Annotated in this window: 15 protein-coding genes; 8 read left to right on the top strand and 7 right to left on the bottom strand. The window is 70.8% G+C overall.

Annotated elements, in window-relative coordinates:
* Positions 1 to 3 precede the first annotated feature (3 nt).
* From ACFVUT_RS19280 to recQ, 3 genes are all read left to right on the top strand, one after another.
* Entirely contained in the window at positions 4 to 1575 is a 1572-nt protein-coding gene (locus ACFVUT_RS19280; protein WP_389652531.1) for an NADH-quinone oxidoreductase subunit M, read from the top strand.
* On the top strand, positions 1572 to 3236 hold the full coding sequence (gene nuoN, locus ACFVUT_RS19275) for an NADH-quinone oxidoreductase subunit NuoN (protein ID WP_389652528.1): 1665 nt from the start codon (positions 1572 to 1574) through the stop codon (positions 3234 to 3236). Before ACFVUT_RS19280 ends, nuoN begins: the two co-directional genes overlap by 4 nt.
* A 133-nt stretch (positions 3237 to 3369) precedes the next feature.
* Positions 3370 to 5439 (top strand): DNA helicase RecQ, encoded by a 2070-nt coding sequence (recQ, locus tag ACFVUT_RS19270; RefSeq protein WP_389652525.1) that lies wholly within the window; start codon positions 3370 to 3372, stop codon positions 5437 to 5439.
* A 112-nt stretch (positions 5440 to 5551) separates the two neighbouring features.
* On the opposite strand, the gene ACFVUT_RS19265 is transcribed toward recQ, so the two are convergent.
* The 4 genes from ACFVUT_RS19265 to ACFVUT_RS19250 form a co-directional block, all read right to left on the bottom strand.
* Positions 5552 to 6160, bottom strand: a complete 609-nt coding sequence (locus ACFVUT_RS19265) for a Uma2 family endonuclease (RefSeq protein WP_389652950.1) — start codon at positions 6158 to 6160, stop codon at positions 5552 to 5554.
* A gap of 141 nt (positions 6161 to 6301) precedes the next feature.
* Positions 6302 to 7531 (bottom strand): fumarylacetoacetase, encoded by a 1230-nt coding sequence (gene fahA / locus ACFVUT_RS19260; protein WP_389652522.1) that lies wholly within the window; start codon positions 7529 to 7531, stop codon positions 6302 to 6304.
* Positions 7532 to 7704: 173 nt separating this feature from the next.
* Complete coding sequence (locus tag ACFVUT_RS19255; protein ID WP_389652519.1) at positions 7705 to 9699, bottom strand: CocE/NonD family hydrolase; 1995 nt, start codon at positions 9697 to 9699, stop codon at positions 7705 to 7707.
* Positions 9700 to 9708: 9 nt separating this feature from the next.
* Entirely contained in the window at positions 9709 to 11208 is a 1500-nt protein-coding gene (locus tag ACFVUT_RS19250; protein ID WP_389652516.1) for a peptide MFS transporter, read from the bottom strand.
* A gap of 156 nt (positions 11209 to 11364) precedes the next feature.
* Between ACFVUT_RS19250 and ACFVUT_RS19245 the strand changes: the two genes are divergently transcribed.
* The 5 genes from ACFVUT_RS19245 (at position 11365) to ACFVUT_RS19225 (ending at position 17096) form a co-directional block, all read left to right on the top strand.
* Positions 11365 to 12375, top strand: coding sequence for a polyprenyl synthetase family protein (locus tag ACFVUT_RS19245; protein WP_389652513.1), 1011 nt, complete (start codon positions 11365 to 11367; stop codon positions 12373 to 12375).
* 288 nt (positions 12376 to 12663) lie between these two features.
* Complete coding sequence (locus ACFVUT_RS19240) at positions 12664 to 13947, top strand: outer membrane lipoprotein carrier protein LolA (protein ID WP_389652510.1); 1284 nt, start codon at positions 12664 to 12666, stop codon at positions 13945 to 13947.
* A gap of 131 nt (positions 13948 to 14078) precedes the next feature.
* Complete coding sequence (locus tag ACFVUT_RS19235) at positions 14079 to 15185, top strand: ATP-binding cassette domain-containing protein (protein ID WP_389652507.1); 1107 nt, start codon at positions 14079 to 14081, stop codon at positions 15183 to 15185.
* Positions 15172 to 16209, top strand: coding sequence for an ABC transporter permease (locus ACFVUT_RS19230; protein ID WP_389652504.1), 1038 nt, complete (start codon positions 15172 to 15174; stop codon positions 16207 to 16209). Before ACFVUT_RS19235 ends, ACFVUT_RS19230 begins: the two co-directional genes overlap by 14 nt.
* Positions 16210 to 16415: 206 nt before the next feature.
* Complete coding sequence (locus tag ACFVUT_RS19225) at positions 16416 to 17096, top strand: TetR/AcrR family transcriptional regulator (protein WP_389652500.1); 681 nt, start codon at positions 16416 to 16418, stop codon at positions 17094 to 17096.
* A 22-nt stretch (positions 17097 to 17118) separates the two neighbouring features.
* Here ACFVUT_RS19225 and ACFVUT_RS19220 read toward each other — a convergent pair whose 3' ends face one another.
* The 3 genes from ACFVUT_RS19220 to ACFVUT_RS19210 form a co-directional block, all read right to left on the bottom strand.
* On the bottom strand, positions 17119 to 17925 hold the full coding sequence (locus ACFVUT_RS19220; RefSeq protein ID WP_389652497.1) for an HAD family hydrolase: 807 nt from the start codon (positions 17923 to 17925) through the stop codon (positions 17119 to 17121).
* Between the two features lie 153 nt (positions 17926 to 18078).
* Positions 18079 to 18288 (bottom strand): DUF397 domain-containing protein, encoded by a 210-nt coding sequence (locus tag ACFVUT_RS19215; protein ID WP_389652494.1) that lies wholly within the window; start codon positions 18286 to 18288, stop codon positions 18079 to 18081.
* Between the two features lie 162 nt (positions 18289 to 18450).
* Positions 18451 to 18660, bottom strand: a complete 210-nt coding sequence (locus ACFVUT_RS19210) for a DUF397 domain-containing protein (RefSeq protein ID WP_389652491.1) — start codon at positions 18658 to 18660, stop codon at positions 18451 to 18453.
* Between the last annotated feature and the right edge of the window lie 64 nt (positions 18661 to 18724).

Raw genomic sequence — 18724 nt, 5'->3', positions numbered from 1 at the left:
CACATGTCCTTTCCCCTCCTGACAGCGACGGCCGCGCTCCCGGCGATCGGTGCGATCGCCACCGCCGCCGTCCCGGCCGCCCGGCGCACCACCGCGAAATGGGTGGCGCTGGTCTTCTCGCTGGCCACGCTCGTGCTGGCGGGCACCGCGCTCGTCCGCTTCGAACCGGGCGGCGACCGCTACCAGCTCACCGAATCGCACGCCTGGATCAAGGACTTCGGTGTCCGCTACGAACTGGGCGTCGACGGCATCGGGGTGGCGCTCATGGCGCTCACCGCGCTGCTGATCCCCTTCGTCATCCTGGCCGGCTGGCACGACGCCGATCCCCTGGAGACCACGTCCTCGCGCTGGCGCCCGACCCAGGGCTTCTTCGCCCTGATCCTGATGGTCGAAGCGATGGTGGTCCTCTCCTTCGAGGCCACCGACGTCTTCCTCTTCTACATCCTCTTCGAAGCCATGCTCATCCCGATGTACTTCCTCATCGGCGGCTTCGGGGACCGGGCGCACACCGGCAGCGACGAGAACGCGGCGGCGCAACGCTCGTACGCCGCGGTCAAGTTCCTCCTCTACAACCTGGTCGGCGGCCTCATCATGCTGGCCGCGGTGATCGGCCTGTACGTGGTCGCGGGCACGTTCTCGCTCTCCGAGATCGCCGAGGCCCGGGCCAGTGGCTCGCTCTCCATGGCCACCGGCACGGAGCGCTGGCTCTTCCTCGGGTTCTTCTTCGCCTTCGCGGTGAAGGCCCCGCTGTGGCCGCTGCACACCTGGCTGCCCAACGCCATGGGCGAGGCGACCGCCCCGGTCGCCGTCCTGATCACCGCGATCGTCGACAAGGTCGGCACCTTCGCGATGCTCCGCTTCTGCCTCCAGCTCTTTCCGGAGGCCAGCAAGTGGGCGACCCCCGTGATCGTCGTCCTGGCGCTGATCAGCATCGTGTACGGGGCGCTGCTCGCGGTCGGCCAGCGCGACATCAAGCGGCTGATCGCCTACGCGTCCATCTCGCACTTCGGCTTCATCATCCTGGGCATCTTCGTGATGACCAGCCAGGGCCAGTCGGGCGCCACGCTCTACATGATCAACCACGGGATCTCGACCGCCGCGCTGATGCTGGTGGCGGGCTTCCTGATCACCCGGCGCGGTTCGCGGCTCATCGCCGACTACGGCGGGGTGCAGAAGGTGGCGCCGGTCCTGGCCGGCACGTTCCTGATCGGCGGCCTGGCCACCCTGTCGCTGCCCGGACTCGCCCCGTTCGTCAGTGAGTTCCTGGTCCTGGTCGGCGCGTTCAGCGCGTATCCGGCGGCGGGCATCGTCGCCACGACCGGCATCGTCCTCGCCGCGCTGTACGTCCTCGTCCTCTATCAGCGGACGATGACGGGCCCGGTGAAGGCCGAGGTCCAGGGCATGGCGGACCTCAAGGTCCGGGAGCTGGTGGTGGTTCTCCCGCTGATCGCGCTGCTGCTCTTCCTGGGGGTCTACCCGAAACCGCTGACGGAGATCGTCAACCCGGCGGTGCAGCACACCATGTCGGACGTCCAGAAGAAGGACCCCCAGCCTGAGGTGGAGGCCGCCAAGTGACCGCAACAGCTGTCCACAGCCTGTGGACAACGGCGGGCGGGGTGACATCGGCCGCCCCGGCCGAGAAGTTCAAGGCACCGGTCATCGAGTACACCCAGCTGACCCCGGTCCTCATCGTGATCGGTGTCGCCGTCGTGGGGGTACTCGTCGAGGCCTTCGTGCCGCGCCGGGCCCGGTACCACACGCAGGTCTTCCTGACGGTCGTCGCCCTCGCCGCCGCGTTCGCCGCGGTCGTCGGCCTCGCGGCCGGCGGGTACGGCACGACGAAGGCGCACATCGCCGCGATGGGCGCCCTCGCGATCGACGGACCGACGCTCTTCCTGCAGGGCACCATCCTGCTGACCTCGCTCGTCGCCGTCTTCACCTTCGCCGAGCGCCGGCTGGACCCCGCGGCGCACGGCAAGCACGTCGACTCGTTCGCCGCGCAGGCCGCTTCGGTCCCCGGCAGCGACAGCGAGAAGAACGCGGTCAGGGCCGGGTTCACCACCACCGAGGTCTTCCCGCTGCTCCTCTTCTCGGTGGCCGGCATGCTGGTCTTCCCGGCGGCCAACGACCTGCTGACGCTCTTCGTGGCGCTGGAGGTCTTCTCCCTCCCGCTCTACCTCCTGTGCGCCGTCGCCCGCCGCAAGCGGCTGATGTCGCAGGAGGCCGCGGTGAAGTACTTCCTGCTCGGCGCCTTCTCGTCGGCGTTCCTGCTCTTCGGGATCGCGCTGCTGTACGGGTACGCGGGCTCCGTCTCGTACGGCACCATCGCGAACGTGGTCGACGGCTCGATCACCCAGATCGACCCGGCGCTCGCCGACACCATGGGCAACGACGCGCTGCTCCTGATCGGCGGCGCGATGATCCTGACCGGTCTGCTCTTCAAGGTCGGCGCCGTCCCGTTCCACATGTGGACCCCGGACGTCTACCAGGGCGCACCGACCCCGGTCACCGGCTTCATGGCCGCGGCCACCAAGGTCGCCGCGTTCGGTGCGCTGCTGCGCCTGCTGTACGTGGTGCTGCCGGGCCTCGCCTGGGACTGGCGGCCGGTCATGTGGGCGGTCGCGATCGTCACGATGCTGGGCGGCGCGATCGTCGCCATCACCCAGACCGACATCAAGCGGCTGCTCGCCTATTCCTCGATCGCCCACGCCGGCTTCATCCTCGCCGGTGTCATCGCGACCACTCCGGAGGGCATCTCGTCGGTCCTCTTCTACCTGGGCGCGTACTCCTTCGTGACGGTCGGCGCCTTCGCCGTCGTCACGCTGGTGCGCGACGCGGGCGGCGAGGCGACGCACCTGTCGAAGTGGGCCGGGCTCGGGCGGCGCTCGCCGCTGGTCGCCGCGGTCTTCGCGGTGTTCCTGCTGGCCTTCGCCGGTATCCCGCTCACCTCCGGATTCTCCGGAAAGTTCGCCGTCTTCAAGGCGGCGGCGGACGGCGGTGCGGGCGGCCTGGTCGTGGTCGGTGTGATCTCGTCGGCGATCGCCGCGTTCTTCTACATCCGGGTGATCGTGCTGATGTTCTTCAGCGAGCCGAGGGCGGACGGCCCGACGGTCGCCGTCCCGTCCCCGCTGACGACGACGACGATCGCGGTCGGTGTCGCGGTCACCGTGGTGCTGGGCCTGGCCCCGCAGTACTTCCTGGACCTGGCGAGCCAGGCGGGAGTCTTCGTGAGGTAGCGCACACGCGCACAGCGGCATCGGCGCCGGACGGGCTTGAGAAGTCAAGCCCGTCCGGCGTTGTCGTTGGCGGCGCCTATCGTGGCAGGGGACGGCGGCAGGACAGAACGGGACGACCTCGGGGGACCGGGCAATGGGCGCGACAGGCGGAACCATGGACATGACCGAGAGCGATGCGCGGCAGACGCTGCACCGGGTTTTCGGATACGAGGCGTTCCGCGGCGAGCAGGAGGCCGTCGTCGACCACGTGGTGGCGGGCGGCGACGCCGTCGTGCTCATGCCGACCGGTGGCGGGAAATCCCTCTGCTACCAGATCCCGGCCCTGGTCCGTGCCGGTACGGGCGTCGTGATCTCCCCCCTGATCGCGCTGATGCAGGACCAGGTCGACGCGTTGCGGGCGCTCGGCGTGCGGGCCGGCTTCATCAACTCCACGCAGGATTTCGACGAGCGCCGCTCCATGGAGGCCCAGTTCGTCGCCGGTGAGCTGGACCTGCTCTATCTGGCCCCGGAGCGGCTCCGTCTGGACACCACGCTGGGCCTGCTCTCGCGCGGCGAGGTCTCCGTCTTCGCGATCGACGAGGCGCACTGCGTGGCCCAGTGGGGTCACGACTTCCGCCCGGACTACCTGGCCCTCTCCGTCCTCGGCGAGCGCTGGCCGGACGTCCCGCGCATCGCCCTGACGGCGACCGCGACCGATGTCACGCACCAGGAGATCACCCAGCGCCTGGGCATGCACGACGCGAAGCACTTCGTCGCCGGCTTCGACCGGCCCAACATCCAGTACCGGATCGTGCCGAAGGCCGACCCGAAGAAGCAGCTGCTCTCCTTCCTCAAGGAGGAGCATGCCGGGGACGCGGGCATCGTCTACTGCCTCTCGCGCAACTCGACCGAGAAGACCGCCGAGTACCTCTGCCGCAACGGCATCGAGGCCGTCCCGTACCACGCGGGTCTGGACGCGGGCACGCGCGCCGCCCACCAGTCCCGCTTCCTGCGCGAGGAGGGCCTGATCGTCGTTGCGACCATCGCGTTCGGCATGGGCATCGACAAGCCGGACGTGCGCTTCGTCGCGCACCTCGACCTGCCGAAGTCCGTCGAGGGGTACTACCAGGAGACGGGCCGCGCCGGGCGGGACGGGCTGCCGTCCACGGCCTGGATGGCGTACGGCCTCCAGGACGTCGTCCAGCAGCGCAAGCTCATCCAGGGCGGCGAGGGCGACGAGGCGTTCCGCCGCCGCGCGGCGTCCCACCTCGACTCGATGCTGGCCCTGTGCGAGACGGCCGGCTGCCGCCGCGCCCAGCTCCTGACGTACTTCGGCCAGGAGCCCGCCACGGCCTCCTGCGGCAACTGCGACACCTGCCTCACCCCGCCCGAGACCTGGGACGGCACGGTGGTCGCGCAGAAGCTGCTGTCGACCGTGGTGCGGCTGAAGCGGGAGCGCGGACAGAAGTTCGGTGCGGGCCAGATCGTCGACATCCTGCTCGGCCGCAAGACGGCGAAGGTCATCCAGTTCGACCACGACCAGCTCTCTGTCTTCGGTATCGGCGAGGAGCTGTCCGAGGCCGAATGGCGCGGAGTCGTACGGCAGTTGCTGGCTCAGGGGCTGATCGCGGTCGAGGGCGAGTACGGCACGCTGGTGCTGACCGAGGAGAGCGGTTCGGTGCTCGGCCGACAGCGCGAGGTGCCGCTGCGCAAGGAGGCGCCGAAGCCCGCGTCGCGCTCCACGAAGGGCGAACGCAAGACGAAGTCCCAGGCGGCCGTCGCCGAGCTGGCGCCCGAGGCCGTCCCGGTCTTCGAGGCGCTGCGGGCCTGGCGCGGCGCCCAGGCCAAGGAACAGGGCGTTCCGGCGTACGTCATCTTCCACGACGCGACCCTGCGCGAGATCGCCGCGCTGCGGCCGGACTCGGTGTCCGCGCTGGGCGGCATCAGCGGCCTGGGCGAGAAGAAGCTCGCGACGTACGGGGAGGGCGTGCTGGAGGTGCTCGCGGAGTTCACCGGGGCTGCGGTGGCGCCGGAGGCCGCTGCGGCGGCGGAGCCGGTGGCGGCCGGGCAGATGCCGGTTCCGGCTGTGGCTGTGGCTGCGGCTGCGGTGCCGGTGGCCGGTCCGGCGGCAGAGACGGGCCCCACGCCGGTTCCGGCTGCACCGGCGTTCGCCGACGCGGACCCGGAGTTCGGCTGGGACGAGGAGCCGCCCGAGTACGAGTGAGGGCCGGGCCCGGGCAGCTTCGGTGCGGGCGGCGGGCCTCCTGGGGTCCGCCGCCCGGCGGCGATCGCGCTGAGGTCGCGTGTGAGTGACCGGCCCGCCGGTGCCTGCCGGTCTACTCCGGGGCCGCTGCCCCGTGCCGTTTGACGATCGCGGTGAGGTCGACGTCGAGGGGGAAGGGAGTGTCGACCTTCATCCGGTCGTGGAAGATGCCGGTGGAGGTGTAGGTGCCGGTGGCCGGTTCCAGCTCGAAGACGTAGACCACTGCCCTGCCGTCGTGGTTCTCCACCCGCCAGTAGTGGGGGATCTTCGCCCGCGCGTACTTCAGGGGCTTGGTCTCCCGGTCCCGGGTCAGGGACTCGTCGGAAACGACTTCGACCGCCAGCAGCACCATCTCGGCCGGGAACCGTGTCTGCTGCAGACTCTCGACCGAATCGGCGCGCACCACGATCACATCGGGCTCAGGTCGGTTCTGCCAGTCGACGTCGATGGTGAATTCCCGGAAGACCTCCAGGTCGAGTGGTGCGCGTGACTGCAGCTGCCACTTGAGGAAGTCGATCGCGCGCTCGTGGAATACGGACTGCGGACTCACGAAAACCAGGCTCCCGTCGATCAGCTCCGTGTGCGGAGGCAGATTCGGGAGTGTGTCCAGGTCATCGGAGGTCCAGCCGCCCACGGGCGGAACCGCCCACCTGGGCTCGTTCGCCTCGGGTTCGACGCTCATCAGTGCTCCCATGCGCGGAAGTCTCGCGGTTCTGTCCAGCGTATCGGCCGGGAACCGGTTCCGAACCGCGCGAACAGGTGAACCAAGTGCGTGCGTTTGACGACCGCGCCCGGCAGGGGCGCGGTCGTCTGCCGGCAGGTGTCAGGCCGACGGAACGATCCGCCCCGTGACCTCGCCGAGCCCCACCCGGGTGCCGTCCGGGCCCGGGGCCCAGGCGGTCATCGTCACCGTGTCGCCGTCCTCCAGGAAGGTCCGCTTGCCGTCCGGGAGGTCCAGCGGGTCGCGGCCGTTCCAGGTGAGTTCCAGGAGCGAGCCGCGCTGTCCCGGCTCGTCGCCGCTGACGGTGCCGGAGCCGTACAGATCGCCGGTGCGCAGCGACGCTCCGTTCACCGTCATCTGCGCCAGCATCTGGGCCGCCGTCCAGTACATGGTGGCGAACGGCGGCTCGGCGACCGGCTGTCCGTTGATCGCGACGGAGATCCGCAGGTCGAGGCCGCCGGCCTCTTCCGCGCCCGCGTCGTCGAGGTAGGGCAGGAGCGGGAGGTCGCGGGCCGGGGGTGCGATCCGGGCCGAATCCAGGGCTTCGAGCGGGGTGACCCAGGCCGAGACGGACGTGGCGAAGGACTTGCCGAGGAACGGGCCGAGCGGGACGTACTCCCAGGCCTGGATGTCCCGCGCCGACCAGTCGTTGAGCAGGCAGAGCCCGAAGACGTGGTCGCGGAAGTCGCCGAGCGCGACCGGGCGGCCCTGCTCGGAGCCCACTCCGACGACGAAGCCGACCTCGGCCTCGATGTCGAGCTTGACGGAAGGGCCGAAGACGGGGGCCGCGTCGGCGGGCGCCTTGCGCTGGCCGGACGGGCGCACCACATCCGTGCCGGAGACGACGACGGTGCCCGACCTGCCGTGGTAGCCGATCGGGAGGTGCTTCCAGTTGGGCGTCAGCGCGTCGCCGTCCGGCCGGAAGATCCTTCCGACGTTGGTGGCGTGGTTCTCGCTCGCGTAGAAGTCGACGTAGTCCGCGACGGCGTACGGCAGATGGAGCGTCACGGACTCCACCGGGTGCAGCAGCGGTTCGATGTCCTCGCGGTGGGCCGGCACGGTCACCCAGGCGGTCAGTGCCCGCCGGACGTCGCGCCAGGCGGTGCGGCCCGCGGCCAGCAGCGCGGTCAGGTCCGGCTGGGCGAGCAGCCGTGCGTAGGGCGAGCCGAGTGCGTGTGCCGCGGCTCCGGCGTCCAGTACGTGGTTGCCGATGCGGACGCCGACCCGGCGGTCCTCGGGGTGGTCGGGGGTGGAGAACACACCGTACGGAAGGTTGTGCGGACCGAAGGGGTCGCCCTCGGCCAGATCGAGCGGGCTGCTCTGCTCGGGCATGTGTTGCCGCCTCGCTTTCCAGGTCGCTTGGGGGACACGTTACGTCGGTGCCGCCGCCTCGCGGGAGTGTCCCAACTGCTCCTGATGCCCGAAAAGTTCCGCCGTATGCCCCGGGGTGCGGGGGCGCGGCGCGGTGGCGGGTGCCGTCCACCGCGCCGCGCCACGGCGGCGGATCAACCGGCCGTGCGCGGGATCCGCTTCTCCCAGGTCCGGTGGAAGACGACCTCGCCGCCGTCCTTGCACACCACCTCGTCGGACGTGATGAAGTCGGTCTCGTCCGCGCTGATTTCGGAACGCGTCTCGATCCGCACGTCCCACGCCATCTCCGGCCGGTGCAGCCGGATCGTCCAGTCGGAGCGGGTGTGGGCGGAGAGCGGGTCGTTCTCCCGGATCGTGTACGTCTCCAGGGCGTCCTCGGTGAATTCCAAACCGTCCGGGTAGATACGGGTGCCGCCGTAGCGCGGGTCGACCTCCAGCCGCCATTCGCCCTTGGCCACATCGCGGACCACCAGGCGTTCGGGTAGCTGTGCGTCGAGGGTCACCGGGTGGACGACACCGAGCGGCTCCGACTGTTCCGGCTCCTCGAACCGGATCGCGGGGTCCTCGGTGTGCCGGCGCACCGGCAGTTCGACGAGGCTGCCGTCGGCGTCCAGGGTGAAGCCGACCGACCCGGGCTGCGGCCAGATCCACGGCCAGTACGCGGAGGAGACCGCGAGCCTGATGCGGTGGCCCGGCGGGAAGGTGTGCCCGATGCCGTTCAGCTCGAAGGTCACGTCCTCGGTGCCGCCCACCGGCCAGTCCTCCGCGTGGTCGCGGCCGTGCCGGGCCGAGAGGTTGAGCGCGCCGCGGGTCACCAGGGTGGAGGAGCCGTCCGGGGCGACGTCGCAGAGCCGGGCGATCGCCTGGCCGCGCGGCACGTCCATCCGGATGCGCAGCTTCACCCGGGGACGGCCCAGGATCTCGATCGGGGCGCCCTCGACGGGGAACTCGAAGCACACCGACTTGGCGTCCTCGTCGCGCTGGTCGGGCGGCAGGTCGGCGTCGTTGCCGAACGGGAAGAAGCGGCCCGCGTCCAGGCCGGTCTGCTGCGGGGAGTCGACGATCCGCGGACCGCCCTGGAGCGCGTACGCGACCGGGCTGACGTTCTCCGAGGGCCAGGCGGCATCGCCGACCCAGCGGCCGGGCAGCGTCTCGTACACCGTGGCGGGCCGGTGCGACTCGCTGATCCAGGACCGCAGCAGCGGCTCGGCCATGACACCGGTGTCCTCGTCCTTCAGGTGCTGGTCCCACCAGCGCAGCGTCTCCTGGAGGAAGCCGATGGCCGGGCCGGGCGGCAGACCCCGGTCGGGGTACTGGTGCGACCAGGGGCCGATCAGCCCGCGCACCCGGTCCGGGCCGAGGTGTTCGACGAGCCGCAGGACGGTGTCGCGGTACGGGTCGTGCCAGCCGCCCACCGCGAGGACCTTCGCCGTGATCGCGGAGTAGTCCTCGCAGACGCTGCCGTGCTTCCAGTAGGCGTCCCGGGTCTGGTGCGCCAGCCAGGTGTGAAGATACGGCTCGACCTTCTCCAGCCGCTTCAGCCACATGTCCTTCCAGTCCGTGCCGACCTGTGCCGGGTCCGGCGGCCGGGAGACGAAGGCCAGCATCGTGGCCGCCCAGGCGTGCATGTCGACGGCGAGGACCGAGCCGCCCATGTAGTGGACGTCGTTGTCGTACCGGTCGTCGGTCGAGCAGACGGTGACGATCGCCTTCAGCGGCTCGGGGGCCAGTGCCGCGATCTGGAGCGAGTTGAAGCCGCCCCAGGAGATGCCGAACATGCCGACCCGGCCGGAGCACCAGTCCTGTTCGGCCAGCCAGTGGATGACGGCGACGCCGTCGGCCAGCTCCGTCGCGTCGTACTCGTCGCCCGGCATCCCCTCGCTGTTGCCGTGCCCGCGCACGTCCACGCGGACCGAGGCGTAGCCGTGTCCCGCGTACCAGGGGTGGCGCTGCCGGTCGCGCGGCGCCGTCCAGTCGCTCAGCCGGTACGGCAGGTATTCGAGGAGCGCGGGGACGGGCTCCTCGGTGACCGGCCGCCAGATCCGGGCGTAGAGCCGGGTGCCGTCCGGCAGCGGGATGTGGACGTCCTCATGGGTGGTGTCGTACGGGAACGAGGTGCGGATGTGCATGGCGGTACCTCAGTGGATGGGGTGCATGGTGCGCTTGAGCCAGGGGGCCGCTGCGATGACGGCCACACCGGCCACCACCGCGATCGCGCCATTGACACCGAAGTAGGCAGGGTTGGAGACCTCGCCGTACAACTTCACGACCTGGGCCTGGATGCCGTTGGCGAGGGCCAGCGAGAGGAACCAGAGCGCCATCGTCTGGCTGGCGAACGCCCGGGGTGCGAGTTTGGTGGTCGCGGACATGCCGGAGGTCTCCAGCAGGATGTCGCCGAGGCCGAGCAGCAGGTACGAGCCGACGATCCACCAGGCGGCCATCCGGTAGGTGTCGCCGGTGTGGCCGGAGGTCGGCAGCACCATCAGCAGGAACGAGAGGCCGCCGAGGATCACCCCGATCGCGATCTTGTTGGAGGCGTGCGGCTGACGCGGGCCCATCCGGGCCCAGACCGCGGCGACCACCGGGGCGAGCGCGACCTCGAAGGCGCCGAGCGCGGAGGCGTACCAGCTCGCCGGGAAGTGGAAGCCGAAGATCTCGGTACGGGCGTTGGCCGACGCGAGCAGCATCATCGTCGAGTACGCCTGGAAGAGGATGAAGTTGAAGACGACGGAGGCCAGGAACAGCACGACGTACGGGCGCAGCCTGCCGCGTTCCTCGGCGGTGACGCGCGGGCTGCGGAACATCACCGCGAAGTACACGACCGGTGCGATCACCGACACGAGGGTGAGCAGGTCGACGAAGCGGTCCAGGGTCAGCAGCCCGGCGAGTGCCAGCGCGGTGGCTGCGGCGGCGACCACGACGGCGCCGGCCGCGATCAGCCGGACGGCGCGCCGCATCGGTGCCGGAGCCAGCGCGAATTCGGCGGCGTGCTTTCGGCCGACCAGGTGACGCCGGCCCAGCACGTACTGGATCAGACCGAGCGTCATGCCGAACGCGGCGGCCGAGAAGCCCCAGTGCCAGCTCGCGTGGTCGCCGAGCCAGCCGGTGACCAGCGGGCCGAGGAACGCTCCGACGTTGATGCCCATGTAGTAGAGCGCGAAGCCGGCGTCGCGGCGGTCGTCGGCGGTGCGGTAGAGCTTGCCGACCATGGTCGCCACATTGGGCTTGAGCAGACCGGTTCCGGCGCTGATCAGACCGAGCCCCGTCCATGTCATGGCGTCGGTGGGCACCGCCATGGCGTAATGCCCGCACGCGATGAGGATTCCGCCGTACAGCACGGCGCGGTACGAGCCCAGGATCCGGTCGGCCAGCCAGCCGCCCGCCACGGAGACCAGGTAGACCAGGGTGCCGTAGGCGGCCGAGACGGACGCCGCGGTACCGGCGGCCATGCCCATGCCGCCGTGGGCGACGGTGTCGGCGAAGTAGAGGACCAGGATCGCCTGCATGCCGAGGAACGAGAACCGTTCCCAGACCTCCAGGCCGGACAGGGTCATCAGGCCCCGTGGCTGGCCGAAAAAGGCATGGTCGTCGCCGCGTGCCGATGAGGTCGGCTCGGTGTCCGTCGCCGTGTGGGACAAAGGGAGAACTCCTGATCGTATGAGCTGATCCCGAACATACCGGCGGTGGCGGGAAGGCGCCCACGGTGATCCAAAGGGGACCGGATACGCTGACTTGAGTGATGACAGCGACACATCGACATTCCGTGTGAACGTCAGCAGACAGGAGATCCCCTCGTGACCGTCGTCGGGCCGTTCGGACTGAGCGTGCGGGACCACGCTCTTGAGGCCGATGTCCAGGCCGGTTTGGCTGCTGTCGAGTCGGGGCTGCTCGAAGCCACCAAGAGCGGCGTGCCCTTCATCACGGAGGCCGCGCAGCATCTCGTGCACGCCGGGGGCAAGCGTTTCCGGCCGCTGCTGGCCATGCTGGCCGCTCAGTTCGGCGACCCCGACGCGCCGGGTGTCGTGCCCGCCGCCGTCGTCGTCGAGCTGACGCACCTTGCGACGCTCTACCACGACGACGTGATGGACGAGGCGGACGTGCGCCGCGGTGTCGACAGCGCGAACACCCGCTGGGGCAACTCGGTGGCCGTCCTGACCGGCGACTTCCTCTTCGCCCGCGCGTCGCACATACTGGCCGACCTCGGTCCGGAGGCCGTACGCATCCAGGCGGAGGCGTTCGAGCGGCTGGTCACCGGCCAGATCCTGGAGACCGCGGGTCCGGGCGACGGGCGCGACCCGGTCGAGCACTACCTTGAGGTCATGCGCGGCAAGACGGGCTCGCTGATCGCGGTGGCCTGCCGGTTCGGCGCGATGATGGCCGGTGCGGACGAGAGCGCCGTCGACATCCTCACCCAGTACGGCGAGCGGCTCGGCGTCGCCTTCCAGCTCGCCGACGACGTACTCGACATCGCCTCCGACTCCCACGAGTCCGGCAAGACCCCCGGCACCGACCTGCGCGAAGGCATCCCGACGCTTCCGGTGCTCCAGCTGCGGGCCCGCGCTGCGGCCGACGGAAAGCCCGAGGACCTGGAGCTCGTGGCCCTGCTCGACGGCGACCTGAGCGACGACGCCCGGCACGCCGAGGCGCTGCGCAGGCTGCGCGCCCACCCGGCGCTGGAGCAGGCCCGGCGGGACACCGTCCGGTACGCCGAGGAGGCCCGCGCGACGCTGGCGCCGCTGCCCGGCGGCTACGCGAAGGCCGCGCTGGAGGAGATGTGCGACGCGGTGGTGCACCGGGCCGGCTGAGCGGGCCTGTGTGCGGCGGAGCCGTACGACGCGGTGAGGCGTGCCCCGGACCGGACCGGACCGAGCTGAGCGGGCCTGTGCTCGGCGTCCCCTACGGGTCGTCGGGCGTCCGGGCCCCGGGCGTCATACCGAAGAGGTAGGCGGGATTGCTCCCCGGGGCTGACGATTCCGCGCCGCCGTTTTGGTCAGATGGAGAACAACCACTCCTGAGCGAATCGGTGAGAATGGCGGCACGGAGTGGACGAGTGCATCCGGACGGAAGCCGCCGACCACGGAGGTAGGGCACACATGGCACCGAACGACAGCGCAGAGACCAGCGGCGGGACCAGGGGCACCGCCGTCGGCCGTCGAAAGGCGGCCCGCTACATCGTCCCGGTCGGGGTGGCGGGGGTGGCGGCGGCGACGATCGGGCTCGTCCCGGCGCTCGCGAGCACCGGTGACCCCGACCTGCCGGAGATCAGCGCACAGCGGCTCATCGAGAAGATCGCCGCCTCGGACACCCAGCAGCTCTCCGGCACCGTGAAGATCAGCACGGACCTCGGCATCCCGTCACTCGGCGGACTGGCCGGCGCCTTCACCGGAGGTTCCGGCGACACCGGAAAGGGCGGCTCGACCGCCGACCCGCAGACGAAGCTGACGGAGCTGGCGTCCGGCACGCACACCCTGCGGGTGGCCGCCGACGGCCCCGACAAGCAGCGGGTGTCGATCCTGGAGGACGCGGCGGAGTACAGCCTGATCCGCAACGGCGACCAGGTCTGGGCGTACGACAGCGGAACCAACCAGGCTTACCACGCCGTCGGGGACGGGAGCGGGAAGAGCGGCCGGTCCGGGCATGCGGCCGAGGCCCCCGAGTCCGTGCCGACCACGCCGAAGGCACTCGCCGAGCAGGTCCTGAAGGCCGCGGGCCCCACCACGTCGGTGACGGTCGACGGCACGGCGCACGTCGCCGGACGCGACGCGTACAAGCTGGTCATCAAGCCGCGGCAGAGCGGCTCCACGATCGGCTCGGTCACGGTGGCGGTCGACGCGAAGAACGGTGTGCCGCTGAAGTTCACGCTGCTTCCCCGCAGTGGCGGCAAGGCGGTCGTCGACGCCGGATTCACCCAGGTCGACTTCGCGAAGCCGGGCGCCTCCTCGTTCACGTTCACCCCGCCCAAGGGCGCGAAGGTGACCGAGGCCGACGACGCGGAGGCCCGGCAGAAGACGGACGGGGCCGGGGGCCTGGGCATGTTCCCGGGGCTCGGGGAACTGGGCGCAGGGGGAAAGGGCACAGCGGGGAAGGGCACAGCGGGGAAGGGCTCCGACACGAAGGTCATCGGCGAGGGCTGGAACGCGATCGCCGAGATCAGCACCCCGGGCGGCACCGGACTCCCCTCGAAGGCGTCGGGTGACGTACCGGGCGGGGCGCAGCAGTTCCTGGACGCGCTGGGCGACAAGGTCTCCGGCGCCTTCGGCTCGGGCACGGTCTTCAAGACCCGCCTGGTCAACGCGCTGCTGACGGACGACGGCACCGTGTACGTCGGCGCGGTCACGCCCGACGCGCTGGTCAAGGCGGCCGACAGCGCCTCCTGACGGCGGGGCGCGTCGCGCTTCCGCCGCCGGCCACCCGCCCCGCCGTACTCTCCGTACGGCGGGGCGGTCCGCTGAGGGGTGTCCGGCCCGATCCGGCGGACAGGCCCTACCCGACCCATGGGGGTGTACGCATGACAGAACCCGGGACCGTGACGGAGCCGGGGGCGGCCGGGCCCGAGGCCGCGGCCGGGCCTGAGGGCGTGGCAGATCCTGGGGCCGTGGCCGGGCCTGAGGGGGTGGCAGATCCTGGGGCCGTGGCCGGGCCCTCTGGGGCTGTGGCCGGGCCCGGGGCTGTGGCCGAGCCCGCAGTGATCGAGACACGGGGCCTCACCAAGCGGTACCGCGGCGGCCAACTCGCCGTCGACGGCCTCGACCTCAGGGTGCCCGGCGGCAGCGTCTTCGGATTCCTCGGGCCGAACGGATCCGGGAAGACCACCACCATCCGGATGCTGATGGGCCTGATCGACCCGACGTCCGGCACCGCGCGGGTCCTCGGCCGTCCCATGCCGGGCGCGGCCCGTGCGGTGCTCCCGCAGGTCGGAGCCCTGATCGAGGGCCCGGCGCTGTACGGCTTCCTGAGCGGCCGGGACAATCTGCTGCGTTACGACCGCGCCGACCCGACCGCGGATCCACGCACCCGCCGGGCCCGGGTCGGGCAGGCCCTGGACCGGGTCGGGCTCGCCGCCGCGGCCGGCAAGAAGGCCAGGGCGTACTCGCTCGGCATGAAACAGCGCCTCGGTCTCGCCGCCGCCCTCCTCCAGCCGCGCCGCCTGCTCGTCCTGGACGAGCCGACCAACGGCCTGGATCCGCAGGGCATGCGGGAGATCCGCACCCTCGTCCGGGAACTGGCCGCGGACGGCACCACGGTCTTCCTCTCCTCCCACCTCCTCGACGAGATCGAGCAGGTCTGCACGCATGCCGCGGTGATGGCCAGAGGCCGGCTGATCATTCAGGGCCCGGTCGCGGAACTGGCGGCAGGGGCGCGCGGTCGGCTGGCCGTCACCACCCCCGACCCGGGCGAGGCGGCCGGCGTCCTCAAGGGCCTGGGAGTCACCGGCATCACGCTCGACGGCGACCGGGTGAGCGCGGAGGCCCCAGCGGGCGACGTCGAGCTCGCGGACCTCAGCGCGGCGCTGGTGCACGCGGGCGTGCGCCTGCGGTCCTTCGGCGTCGAACGGGCCTCGCTGGAGGACGCGTTCGTCGCACTCACCGGAGAGGGTTTCGATGTCGCAGGCTGAATCCGCACCCGACGCAACGGCTGCACCCGAAGCACCCGCTGCCCCCGACGCGAGCGCCGCAGTGGTGGCAACGGCCGCAACCGACGCAACTACTGCAACCGACGCAACCACTGCACCTGCCGCAACCGCCGGGCCGGGCAGGGCGGGCAGGGCAGGCAGGCCGGGCAGGGCGCCGAGCCCGTTGTGGACCTTCGGGATCCTCCGCTCCGAACTGACCACCACCCTCCGCCGCTGGCGCACCCTCGCCCTGCTCGGGGTGCTGGCCGCCGTTCCCGTACTGATCGGGATCGCGGTGAAGATCGAGACGAACCACGGCTCGTCGCCCGGACCGGGCGGGGGCGACGGCGGGGGAGGCCCCGCGTTCCTCTCCCAGGTCACCAACAACGGCCTGTTCCTCGTCTTCGCGGCCCTCGCCGTGACGCTCCCGGTCTTTCTCCCGATGGCCGTCGGGGTCGTCGCGGGCGACTCGATCGCGGGTGAGGCCAACGCCGGTACCCTGCGCTATCTGCTGGTCGCCCCGGCGGGCCGGACCCGCCTGCTGCTGACGAAGTACGTCTCCGTCCTCACGTTCTGCCTGGTCGCGACCCTGGTCGTGGCCCTTGCGGCGCTCGCCGTGGGAGCACTGCTCTTCCCGGTGGGTGAGGTCACCACGATCTCGGGCACCCGGATCGGGTTCGGCGAAGGGCTGCTGCGGGCCGGGCTGATCGCGGTGGTGGTCGCGGCGTCACTGATCGGATTCGCGGCGATCGGCCTGTTCGTCTCCACTCTCACCAGCAGCGGGATCGCGGCCATGGCCGCCACCGTCGGGCTGCTGATCACCGTGCAGATCGTGGACACGATCCCGCAGCTGAGCGGCGTCCACCCGTATCTCTTCCCGCACTACTGGATGTCGTACGCGGATCTGCTGCGCGCACCCGTGTACTGGGACGAGGTGGTCAAGAACCTGGGACTCCAGGGCCTGTACGCGGCGGTGTTCGGCTCGGCCGCGTGGGCCCGCTTCACGGCGAAGGACATCACGTCCTGACGCCCGGAGCACGGCCCTGCGAAGGCCCTCGCGCCGTCGGCCGGGCGAGCCGTCCCCCGATCGGCTCGTCGCGGCACGAACGGCACGAACGGTGCGAACAGCAGGAACGACACGACACGGCACGTTCCGTTTCCGCTTGAACATTGTTCGACTTCTGGCGACAGACTGTCAACAAGGAATGGCTCAAACGCACCTATGCTCACCGAATGATCACATCGCAGAGTTCGCTGCGCCGTAGCGAGAGATCACGACGGGCGACCCTGGAGGCCGCCCTCGACCTGTGTACGGAGAAGGGGTACGGCCGCGTCACCATCGAGGCCATCGCAGCCAGAGCGGGTGTCAGCAAGAAGACGATCTACCGTTGGTGGCCGTCAAAGAGTGCGGTGATGCTGGAGGCGTTCACCGACGCGCTGGTCGGCTCGACACCGTTCGTCGACACCGGTGACGTCGCCGCCGATCTGCGGGCCAATGTGGCGGGTGCGGTGAAGCTGCTCTCCACGCCGCCCTACGGCCCCGCGTACGCGGGCATCCTCTCCGAGGTCCACCACGACGACGCACTCGCCGAAACGGTCAGGACGAAGCTGATCGACCCCCGCTTCGACGAGGCGGTCGCGCGCCTGCGCCGGGCCCAGGAGCAGGGTCAGGTGCCGCCGGGAGCGGATCTTCCCCTGGCGGTGGAGATGCTGTACGGCCCGGTGTACTACCGCCATGTGTTGCGCAAGCCGGTGCAGGACGAGGAGACGATCAGGGCGCTGGTCGATCACGTGCTGAGGTCGTTGGGCGCGCCGCAGCCGCAGCCGCAGGCGTATCCGCAGCCGATTCCGTCGCAACCGCTGCCACGGGACGGCGGGGGCGACGGGGACGGCGGGGACAGCGTCGATGGCTGACTGAGAACCACCGGCGCTGTTGTCACCCGTAGACCCGCTCCAGCACCTCCGCCACGCCGTCGCCCTCGTTCGACGATGTCACCTCGTGTGCCGCGGCCCGCACGTCCGGATGGGCGTTGGCCATGGCGACGCCGTGGCCGGCCGCGCGGAACATCGGCAGGTCGTTGGGCATGTCCCCGAAGGCGATCGCGGTGTGCGGGTCCATGCCCAGGTACTCGGCGGCCAGCGCGAGACCGCTGCCCTTGTCGACGCCGTACGGCTGGAGTTCGACGGTGCCGGGGCCGGAATGGGTGACAGAGGCGAGGTCGCCGACCACGGTACGGGCCGCGGCGGCCAGTGCCTCGTCGGTGAGCTCCGGGTGCCGGATCAGGACCTTGATGACCGGTGCGGACCACAACTCGTGGCGGTGACGGGTCCGTTGGGCGGGAAGCGTGGGGTGGGGCATCAGATATCCGGGCTCGATCAGCGTCCGGCCCTCGGGGCCGTCCTGGTCCACGGCCGCGTGGACCGGACCCACATGGGCCTCGATCTTGCCGAGCGCGGTGTCGGCCGCCTCCCGGTCCAGGGTGACCGTGCGCACCACCCGCCCGGCCCCGGCGTCGTACAGCTGGGTTCCCTGCCCACAGACCGCCGGTCCCCGGTAACCCAGTGCGGAGAGCAGCCCCCGTATGCCCGGCACGGGCCGCCCGGTGACGACGAGATGCCGCGCCCCCGCCCGCGCGGCCAGGGCGAGCGCGGCCCGCGTGCGGGGGCTCACGGTGTCGTCGTGGCGCAACAGGGTGCCGTCCAGGTCCGTGGCGACGAGGGCATATGCGGAGGGGATGGGCATGGATCAAGCCTACTGGTGGCTCTTCCCGCGTTCCGGTGATCGCCGGGGACCGTCGGCGCCCGCTCGCCGGCGCGGTCACTGTACGACGCCGACACAGCAACGCCCCACCGTGCGTTGCGCGATGGGGCGTTGCTGTGTTGCTGCGTCGGTGGTTCAGAGGGTGCTGAAGTCTCCGGCCTTGACGCCCGTCACGAAGGAGGCGAAGGCGTCGGCGGGGATGTCCAGGACCGGGCCGTGTGGGTTCTTGGAGTCGCGGACGGGGATCACGCCGAGCGAGTCGGCGAGGTTTGCGGCGACCTCCACACAGTTGCCGCCGTTGTTGCTGTAGGAGGACTTGAACCAGCGGGGGGATTCGGTCGTCACGGGGAGCCCTTTCGTAACTGGCTGATCACGGTTGCGGATGCAGCTTGGGGCAGCGCTTCGGCGGGACCATCGGACCCGCTCACTGGCACGGTCTCCATGCGAAGCCGGTACAGCGACGCCCGCCCGTTGCGTTGCGCGATAGGGCTTTGCTGCGTCGGTGGTTCAGAGGGTGCTGAAGTCTCCGGCCTTGACGCCCGTCACGAAGGAGTTGAACGCGTCGGCGGGGATGTCCAGGACCGGGCCGTGTGGGTTCTTGGAGTCGCGGACGGGGATCACGCCGAGCGAGCCGGCGAGGTTTGCGGCGACCTCGACGCAGTCGCCGCCGTTGGAACTGTAGGAGGACTTGAACCAGCGGGGGGATTCGGTCGTCACAGGATGCCCTTTCGCAACTGGCTGATCATGGCCACGGATGCCGCTTGGGACAGCGCTTCGGCGG

Source organism: Streptomyces sp. NPDC058051, from assembly GCF_042885475.1.
GTDB lineage: Bacteria > Actinomycetota > Actinomycetes > Streptomycetales > Streptomycetaceae > Streptomyces.
The sequence above is the reverse complement of the archived record's forward strand: the minus strand, read 5'-3'. Positions and strand labels throughout refer to the sequence as shown.

Bases quoted from the DNA above. Each gene is read 5' to 3' on its own strand.
- ACFVUT_RS19280 (WP_389652531.1), top strand. From the start codon at position 4: ATGTCCTTTCCCCTCCTGACAGCGACGGCCGCGCTCCCGGCGATCGGT.
- recQ (WP_389652525.1), top strand. From the start codon at position 3,370: ATGGGCGCGACAGGCGGAACCATGGACATGACCGAGAGCGATGCGCGG.
- ACFVUT_RS19265 (WP_389652950.1), bottom strand. From the start codon at position 6,160: ATGAGCGTCGAACCCGAGGCGAACGAGCCCAGGTGGGCGGTTCCGCCC.
- fahA (WP_389652522.1), bottom strand. From the start codon at position 7,531: ATGCCCGAGCAGAGCAGCCCGCTCGATCTGGCCGAGGGCGACCCCTTC.
- ACFVUT_RS19255 (WP_389652519.1), bottom strand. From the start codon at position 9,699: ATGCACATCCGCACCTCGTTCCCGTACGACACCACCCATGAGGACGTC.
- ACFVUT_RS19240 (WP_389652510.1), top strand. From the start codon at position 12,664: ATGGCACCGAACGACAGCGCAGAGACCAGCGGCGGGACCAGGGGCACC.
- ACFVUT_RS19235 (WP_389652507.1), top strand. From the start codon at position 14,079: ATGACAGAACCCGGGACCGTGACGGAGCCGGGGGCGGCCGGGCCCGAG.
- ACFVUT_RS19230 (WP_389652504.1), top strand. From the start codon at position 15,172: ATGTCGCAGGCTGAATCCGCACCCGACGCAACGGCTGCACCCGAAGCA.
- ACFVUT_RS19225 (WP_389652500.1), top strand. From the start codon at position 16,416: ATGATCACATCGCAGAGTTCGCTGCGCCGTAGCGAGAGATCACGACGG.
- ACFVUT_RS19220 (WP_389652497.1), bottom strand. From the start codon at position 17,925: ATGCCCATCCCCTCCGCATATGCCCTCGTCGCCACGGACCTGGACGGC.